The organism is Eggerthella sp. 1_3_56FAA (assembly GCF_000185625.1).
GTDB lineage: Bacteria > Actinomycetota > Coriobacteriia > Coriobacteriales > Eggerthellaceae > Eggerthella > Eggerthella lenta.
The window spans coordinates 254,095-262,703 of the sequence record NZ_GL622582.1 but is presented as its reverse complement, the minus strand read 5'-3'; the positions used below and the strand labels follow the sequence as shown (position 1 = coordinate 262,703).

Here is an 8,609-nt window from a genome sequence, read left to right as displayed (position 1 = left end):
CGCTGGCGGTGGTTGCGCTGGCGCTGGCGCTGGGGTGGTTCGTGGTCTTCTCGGGGCTGAGCGAGCCGGTGCAGTTCGTGTACAGCAGCTTCTAGCATGGGACGCCGGAGCGAAAGACCGACGTGCGGTATCGTCGCGGCCGCGGTGGCGGCGGCTTTGGCCGCATGCGCGCTTCTGCTGCCGTCCTGCGCGTCGGGGGAGGCGACCGTCCTGCCGCTTGCAGGCGGCGAGGCGGCCGTGTCGGAGGACGGCGCGGCGAGCGAGGCCGAGTCCGGAGGTGCGACCGAGGCGAAGGCTTCGGACGACCCGGAGGATCCCGGCGACGCGGAGGCGTCCGCCGCCGATCTCGACGAGGCCGACGAAGGGGCGTCTCCCGAAGGGCTCGAGCCTACGGGCGATGAGCTGGCCGCGCGCATGGACGCCTACTTGGCCGCGAACTTCCCGCGAGCGGGTGCGCCCGGGCTGGCGGTAGCGGTGGTGGATGCCGGCGGCGTGCGCTACCTGCGCACGTTCGGCGACTGCCCCGACGCGGACGCGCCTTTCGTCGTGGGCTCTCTCAGCAAATCGTTCACGGCGGTGGCCGTCATGCAGCTGGTTGAGCAGGGCGCGGTGGATCTGGACGCGCCCGCGTCGCGCTACGCCCCGGGCTACGACGTGCCCGACGAGGTGACCGTGCGCAGCCTGCTCAACCAAACGAGCGGGTTCGGCGCCTACGATTCGCTCGCGGAAGCCGCCGACGGCGAGCTGGGAGAGACGTTCGGGGCGTTCTCGTACGCGAACGCGAACTACGACCTGCTGGGGCGCGTGGTGGAAGGAGCCTCGGGCGAGGACTACGCTCGTTACCTGGATGAGCACGTGCTGGAGCCGCTCGGCATGGCTTCGACGACGGCCGATCCGGCGCGAGCGGAGGCGCTCGGCATGGTGCCGGGCCATCGCGACTGGTTCGGGCTGCCTGTGGCCGATGGGTTCCGGCATGCCCAAGGCGACGGCGCATGGGGCGGTCCCGCGTCGGGCTACGTGGCTTCCAGCGTGCGGGATATGGCCTCCTACCTGCGGATGTATCTAAACGGCGGCATGGGCGGCGACGGCGCGCGCGTGCTGTCCGCCGACAGCGTGCGGCGCATGTTCCTCGACCGCGTTCCCGACCCCGAGGGCGATACGTATTACGGCATGGGCTGGACGTCGTTCTCGTGGGACGACGGCGAGCTTGTGCTGTCCCACGACGGGCAGGTGGAGAACTACACTGCCAGCATGTGCCTGCTGCCCGAGCGCGGCATCGGCATCGTGGCGCTGAGCGACGCCAACGACAACGCGGGCGGCAACATCCGGTTCTTCGACCTGGTCGGCGGGGTGGTGTCGGTCGCCATCGGCGGGACGGGGCAGCCGATGGACGATGCGTGGACATGGGCGTGGCGCCAACGCGTCGACGTGCTGTACGCGAGCGCCCTGCTTCTCGCCGTCTCGCCGTTGCTGCTGACGGGTCGGTGGCGGCGCCGGCTTTCCGCAGCGTGCAGGGGAGGCGTCGCGCCGATCGTACGCGCCCGGTCGCTGCGCATGCTGCTCGTGCGAGGCGTCTTGCTGCACGTCGCGCTCCCCGCTTGCATCCTGGCGCTTCCTTTCGTCTGGGGCGTTCCGTGGCGCGACCTGCTGACGTTCTCCCCCGACGTGTCGACGGTGCTTCTGGCGAGCGCGGGGCTGCTCGTCGTCGCAGGCGCGGTGAGGCTGGCGGCGGCCGTAACGCTTCGAAACGACGAGCCGCCGCCTTCGATCATGCGGTAAGATAGCTCCCCTACGACGTGCGGGCGCGCGACGCGCCCGCACGCTGATCGATGGAAAGGGGAGTCGTGGAGATACTGGCGGTCATGGCGGCGGGCGTGCTCGTAGGGGCGACGGTGTTTCCTGCACGGCTCAAAGGGCTGAACGAGAAGCTGACGCTCGCGGCCACTGGACTGCTCATTTTCTCGATGGGGGTGCTGCTCGCCGGACGCGATTCGTTTCTGGAGGAGCTGGGCCAGGTGGGATGGGCCAGCATCCTGTTCTGCCTCGTGCCGGTGGCGTTCTCGACGATCGCCGTGTACGCGCTGACGAACCTGTTCATGTCCGACATCGCCCGGCGTCCGGCGGGCCGGCATGTGTCTGCGGCGCAGGACGATGCCGAGGGCGGCGCGGATGCGCGCGGCGAGGCCGTCATGATCGGCGTGGCGGTGGGAGCTCTCTCGCTGGGAGCGGCGTACGGCCTCTCGGGCGTCTCGCTCGCGCCGGTCGACCTTGTGGCCGATCATTCGGAAGCCGTCCTCTACGCGCTCATGTTCTTCGTGGGCATCAGCGTGGGCGGCAGCCGCGGCCTCTTGGGCAAGCTGCGCCAGTACCATGTGCGCGTGCTCATCATCCCGGCCGGCATAGTGGCCGGATCCGTGCTCGGCGGGCTCGTCTGCGCGCCGCTCGCGGGCATGTCGCTGCCCACGGGCGCCGCCGTGGCGTCGGGCCTGGGATGGTACAGCCTGGCGGGCGTCATGATGACCGACATCGCCGGAGCGCAGGTAGGCAGCATCACGTTCCTGGCGAACCTGCTGCGCGAGCTCGTGTCGTTCTTCAGCATCCCCTGGATCGCCAAGCATCTCAACTATCCCACGTGCATCGCGCCGGCCGGCGCCACAAGCGAGGACACCACGCTGCCCATGCTCATCCGCTGCACGAACGGCGAGACCGTCGTGCTCTCGGTGCTGAACGGCGTCATCTGCTCCGCGCTGGTCCCCGTGCTGATCGAGGCGTTCCATCAATTCATGTAGGGAGCGGCGGTTTTTTCGTGCGCCGAATGCTTCGCGCGAAACATTTGTTCGGGAACATCTGTGCGTTTTCTGGTATACTGAACCCTATGGAACAAATGATCGACATGCAAGCGGAAAACCGACACGGCCTTCTCGGGGACGATGCGCCGCGCTTGAACGCGGCGCAGCGCGAGGCCGTCACGGCTACCGAGGGGTACGTGCGCGTGATCGCCGGGGCCGGCACGGGCAAGACGCTGGCGCTCGCGCACCGCTTCGCCTACCTGGTGAACGAGCTGGGCATCATGCCCGGCAACGTCCTGTGCGCCACGTTCACGAACAAGGCGGCAGGCGAGATGCGCCGCCGCATCCGGCGTCTTACGGGCGACAACGACACCGGCTACATCAACACGTTCCACGGCTTCTGCGTGTCGGTGCTGCAGGAGGACGGCCACGCGCTGCAGTACCCGAAGAGCTTTCTCGTGCTGGACAACGCCGACATCGATGCCATGCTGCAGGTTATCTACGAGGAGCGCGGGCTCACCCTGCGGGACATGACGTTCTCGAAGGCGCGCGACATGATCGAGATCATGAAACTGAAAGAGCGCCCGGGATACTACCGCGACATGCTGGCCATGCCGCTCGAAGGCCTGAGGCAGAAGTACCTCGACGCGACGGACGCGCGCGACATCATCTTCTACGGCTACCTCTACCAGGAGAAGAAGTGCTTCGGGCTGGACTACAACGATCTCATCGTGTTCGTGCTGTACCTGTTCGAGCAGAACCCCGACATCCGGCTCAAATGGCAGAAGCGGCTCGAGTACATCATGGTGGACGAGTTCCAGGACATCGACGGCCTGCAGCACGAGCTCATGGAGGTGCTGGCCGGCTACCACAAGAACCTGTTCGTGGTGGGCGACCCCGACCAGACCATCTACACCTGGCGCGGGGCTGACGTGCGCTACCTGCTGGACTTCGACAAGCGGTTCCCCGGCACGCGCACCGTCATGATGTTGGAAAACTACCGGTCGGCGCCGCGCGTGGTGGCCGTCGCGAACTCGCTGATCGAGAAGAACCGCGAGCGCGTGCCGAAGCGGCTGGCGGCCATGCGCTCGGTTCACGGCCCCACGGTGTGGCGCCATGCCAAGAGCCCGGACGGCGAGGCCGCGTGGATCGCCCAGGGCGCCCTTGCGCTGCACGGCGAGGGCGTGGCGTACCGCGACATGGCGGTGCTCTACCGCGCCCATTACGCGTCGCGGCCCGTGGAAGAGGCGCTTTTGCGCGCGGAGGTACCGCATGCGGTGTACAGCGGCGTGCCGTTCTTCGGCCGCCGCGAGATCAAGGACGCGCTGTCGTACCTGCGCCTCGTCGCCTACCAGGACGACCTCGACTTCGCGCGCGTGGCGAATGCGCCCAAGCGCAACCTGGGTGCCCGGCGCATGGCGTTTCTGCGCGAGAAGGCCGACGAGTTGGGATGCAGCCTGTTCGAGGCGCTCGAGCGCTTCGTAGACGACGATCTGTTCAAGCGCACGAAGGCGCGCCAGCTGCTGCAGCTGGTCGACCGCTTCCGCTCGTCGTACGAGGGCCGGCCGGTGTCCGAGGTTCTGGCGGCCGTGCTGTCGGAAAGCGGCTACGAGCGCGCGCTGCGCACCGAGGGCAGCCAGGAGCGGCTCGACAACCTGGCCGAGCTGAAGCAATCCGTATACGAGTTCGAGACGACGTGCGGGGAGGAGGTGACGCTTGAGCACTATCTGGCGCACACGGCTCTGCTCACGAACGCCGACGCTATGGACGATGCGCAGGACAAGGTGCGGCTCATGACCGTCCATGCGGCCAAGGGTCTGGAGTTCGCGCACGTGTTCCTCTGCTCGATGACCGAGGGCGTACTCCCGTCGCGCAAGACCGACACGCCGCAAGGCATGGAGGAGGAGCGGCGGCTGGCGTTCGTGGCCATGACGCGTGCGCGCGACGGGCTGTACCTCACCGAGGCGGAAGGGCGCGGTCACGAGGGCGCGCCGCGCTATCCCTCGCGCTTCCTGCTGGACATCGACCCGGCGGCGCTCGAGTTCTCGAACAAGCCCGCCGAGCGCGAGCTCGACGACGCGCGCGCAGCCTACGCGCTCGCCGACCGGTGGATCGCCGACCTCGTCCGCGACGCGCGCTTCGCGGTGGGCGACCGCGTGACGCATGCGGCGTTCGGCTCCGGGCGCGTGCTGGCGGTCGATTCCCAGAAGCGCGCCTACGAGGTGGCGTTCGACGATCTGGACACGCCGCGCACCATCTCGTTCAAAGCCAAGCTCGAGCAAGCCTGACGAACCTCTTCCGCTCCGAGCTCCTTCGCGCTCGGCGTCCAAGCGCTCGCGACATACGCGGTTCGCGTCCTGCGCTGCCTCCTCGAGGGTCTGCTTCTGCACCCGAGCCCCGAATCCTGCTCGGCGGTCCGCATCGTACGCCTGGAGCCAACATCCGTTTCGCTGCAGCCATTCGCTCTTCTGCAAGATGTTTCACGTGAAACATTCGTTCGCTCATAGTCCGGGCGGGGTGCGGGCGAGGTACTGCGGGGAAGGGTGGCGCCTGCCGCGGGCTGTCCGCGCCGGCTGTCCACGCCCCGCTCGGCTGCGAGCGCTCCGCCAGCGCTGGTTTTCGGGCCGGTTCTGCAAGTTTTTCGACTTCGTGGCAAGCAGCTTCCGAGGACCGGCTTATTCACCGGGCGTTTTGCGTCTACATCGGGAAGGAGCGACCGGGCATCGAGAGGCGCCGAGGCTAAACCCCCGGTCGCGAACGACGTCCTTTGCCACGAAGTCGAAAAACTTGCACGGGCGGCCCTGTTTCCCGCTTCCGCAGCCTTCGCTCCCGTGCGATCCGGGCAAACTCCCCCGGACGCCGCCGCGGTCCGACGTCCCCGGCCGGAGGGAGAGGCGCACTGCATGATCGAGGATTGTGCGTTAAACAAGGAGTCGGAACATTCGTTCGCATGGTATACTGTCGGTGGCGAAAGGAGGAGGCATGCGGCGGATCGCCATGATCGGGTTTGCTCTGGCGACGGTCTCGGTGCTGCTCGCCGGGTGCGCGGCGGAGTCGTCGCAGGAGCCTCTGTACACCACGGTCGACACGCCGTACTACGACGTCATGCTGCCGACGTCGCTCTTTTCGTCGCTTGCGGTCGATTATGACGACTCGTACCGTTTGGACGGGGACACGGGGGAGGGCATCGGGTTCTGCGTTTCCGTGTGCGACGAGGGCACGGAAGAGCCGCTCTGGTACGTGCTGTGCGCCACGTCTTCGTACGGTCCGGACCCCGGCTTTCCGCGCACGGTGGACAAAGGCGCTCCTTCCGCATGGCCCGCAGCGCACGTGTACGTGTCGCAGCCGATCTTCCCATTCGACGCTCCCGACCGCGTAGCCGTCTACGCCCGCTACGTCGCCGTGAAGTAGTAGCACTGCCGAGGATGTGTCATGTGAAGCATCCATTCGTGTGCGTGGCATGTTGCCGCATCGGATTGCCGATAGGGGAATGCCGTGCCGTTCCCGACCGGATTCGTCGGCGGTGCGCTCGGCGAAACGCCTTCCGCGATCCGTCTCTCTTCTGCAAACCGCGTGGAGCGAACGTGCGCTCAGGGGAACGCTTGTGCGGTTTGCTATACTGGCCGCATGGACGATCTCAACGAAACCACTCAAAGCAAGCGCCCGCTCGACGAAGGGCTTCTCGCATTCGACGGGGCTCCTGCGCCCGCTGACGCTTCCGCATCCGACGATGCTTCCGCGCCCGGCGACGGGGCGGCTGCATCGGACGCCGTGCTCGGCATGCCCGATGCGGGCGGCGTCGAGCGCCTGACGGGCGACGCCTCGCTCCACGCGGGGGAGCTGCGCGACGACGAGCGCCTCGAACGCGAGGGCCGCCGCCGGCCATCGCTCGAACGCGCTGCGCGCGAGCACGACGCCGACGCCGCGCGCGCCGAAACCGGCCAGCGCGCCAAGCTCGAGCGCATCAAGGAAGAGCTGAACAGCGTGCCCACGCTGCCGGGAGTGTACCTTTGGAAGGACAAATCAGGCCAGGTCATCTACGTGGGCAAGGCCAAGCAGCTGCGAGCCCGCATGCGCCAGTACGTGAACTTCCAGGACGAGCGCGCGAAGATCCCTTTGCTGGTCGACCAGATCGACAGCTTCGACTACATCGTGGTGGAGAACGAGCACGAGTCGCTCGTGCTGGAGAAGAACCTCATCAACCAGCACGCGCCGTTCTTCAACGCCGACTTCAAGGACGACAAGTCCTACCCGTTCATCGCGCTCACGAAGGGCGACGTGTTCCCTGCCATTAAGTACACGCGCGAGAAGCACCGCGCGGACACCAAGTACTTCGGTCCCTACACCGACAGTCGCGCCGCCCGCGACATGGTGGACATCGCCCGGCGCGTCGTGCCCCTGTGCGCCACGTCGTGCGCCGATTGGCGCCAGCTCAAGCGCCGTTTGGAGAAGGACCCGCTCGCTCTCATGTCGCACGACGCCCGCCCGTGCTTCGACGCGCACGTGGGCCTGGGCCCCGGCGCCTGCTGCGGCGGCATCACGCCCGAGGAGTACCGCGTCCACGTCAAGCGCATCGAGCGCTTCCTGTCGGGCCAGCACCGCGAGTTCGTCGACGAGCTGCAGGCCGAGATGCAGGAGGCGGCGGCCGAGCTGGACTTCGAGCGCGCCGCGCGCATCAAGGCGCGCATCGACACCATCAACAGCCTCACTGACAAGCAGCATGCGGTGTCAACGCGCAACCTCGACGCCGACGTCGTGGGCCTGTTCCGCGAGGAGACGGTGGCCGGCGTGCACGTGTTCATGGTGCGCGAAGGCCGCATCATCAACTCCAACGAGTTCGTGCTCGACCGCGGCAAGGACGTGCCCGACGACGACCTCCTGCACATGTTCCTGCTGCGCTACTACGACGCCACCACGTCCATCCCGCACGAGGTCATCCTGCGCGACGAGCCCGAGGACAAGGCCGCCATGGAGGCATGGCTCACCGAAAAGCTGGCCAGCGCCTACGGGGCGAAGGTTCGCATCACCGCGCCGCAGAAGGGCGAGAAGGCCGAGCTCGTGGGCATGGCCGAGACGAACGCGAAGCACACGCTCATGCGCTACAAGGTGCGCACGAACTACGACGACAAGCGCATCAACAACGCGCTTTTGCAGCTGGAGAGCGCGCTGGCCCTCGACGAGCCGCCCATGCGCATCGAATGCTTCGACATCTCCACCATCCACGGCTCCTACACGGTGGCCTCGATGGTGGTGTTCACGAACGGCAAGCCCGACAAGAACCAGTACCGCCGCTTCAAGATCAAGACGCCGCTCGACGAGGCGAACGACTTCCTGTCCATGCAGGAGGTGATGGGCCGCCGCTACGCGCCCGAGCGCATGGCCGACGAGCGCTTCGGCAGCAAGCCCGACCTCATCATTCTCGACGGCGGCAAGCCGCAGCTGTCGGCGGCGCTCGAGATGTTCGAGCGGATGGGCATCGACGACATCGCGATGTGCGGTCTGGCCAAGCGCGACGAGGAGCTGTTCGTGCCCTGGCAGGACACGGGGCCGGTGGTGCTGCCCAGCGGCTCGGCGTCGCTGTACCTCGTGAAGCAGGTCCGCGACGAGGCGCACCGCTTCGCCATCACGTTCCACCGCGAGCTGCGCGGCAAGGGCATGACGGCCTCCATCCTCGACGACGTGACGGGCATGGGGCCGGTGCGCAAGAAGGCGCTGCTGAAGGCGTTCAAGTCGTTCAAGAACCTGAAGAGCGCCACGCTCGAAGAGATCAAGGAGGCGCGCGTCGTCCCCGTCGAGGTGGCCGAGGAGCTGTACCGGGTG

General features: G+C 67.3%; 5 protein-coding genes. All 5 read left to right on the top strand.

Features of this window, described 5'->3' with window-relative positions; genetic code table 11:
* Positions 1-96 precede the first annotated feature (96 nt).
* A complete protein-coding gene (locus HMPREF1023_RS14470; RefSeq protein WP_015760791.1) occupies positions 97-1,779 on the top strand; it encodes a serine hydrolase domain-containing protein in 1,683 nt (560 codons plus the stop codon).
* Between the two features lie 65 nt (positions 1,780-1,844).
* The gene (locus HMPREF1023_RS15325) at positions 1,845-2,789 is read left to right on the top strand and encodes a lysine exporter LysO family protein (protein WP_009307186.1); all 945 of its coding nucleotides are present in this window, start codon (positions 1,845-1,847) and stop codon (positions 2,787-2,789) included.
* Between the two features lie 86 nt (positions 2,790-2,875).
* Positions 2,876-5,077 carry an ATP-dependent helicase gene (locus HMPREF1023_RS14460; protein WP_009307185.1) on the top strand — a complete coding sequence of 734 codons (2,202 nt, stop codon included), beginning with the start codon at positions 2,876-2,878 and terminating at the stop codon, positions 5,075-5,077.
* A 694-nt stretch (positions 5,078-5,771) separates the two neighbouring features.
* Positions 5,772-6,200, top strand: a complete 429-nt coding sequence (locus tag HMPREF1023_RS14455) for a hypothetical protein (protein ID WP_009307184.1) — start codon at positions 5,772-5,774, stop codon at positions 6,198-6,200.
* 216 nt (positions 6,201-6,416) lie between these two features.
* A partial coding sequence (uvrC, locus tag HMPREF1023_RS14450; RefSeq protein WP_009307183.1) for an excinuclease ABC subunit UvrC occupies positions 6,417-8,609 on the top strand: 2,193 nt, incomplete at its 3' end.

Bases quoted from the DNA above. Each gene is read 5' to 3' on its own strand.
- HMPREF1023_RS14470 (WP_015760791.1), top strand. From the start codon at position 97: ATGGGACGCCGGAGCGAAAGACCGACGTGCGGTATCGTCGCGGCCGCG.
- HMPREF1023_RS14460 (WP_009307185.1), top strand. From the start codon at position 2,876: ATGGAACAAATGATCGACATGCAAGCGGAAAACCGACACGGCCTTCTC.
- HMPREF1023_RS14455 (WP_009307184.1), top strand. From the start codon at position 5,772: ATGCGGCGGATCGCCATGATCGGGTTTGCTCTGGCGACGGTCTCGGTG.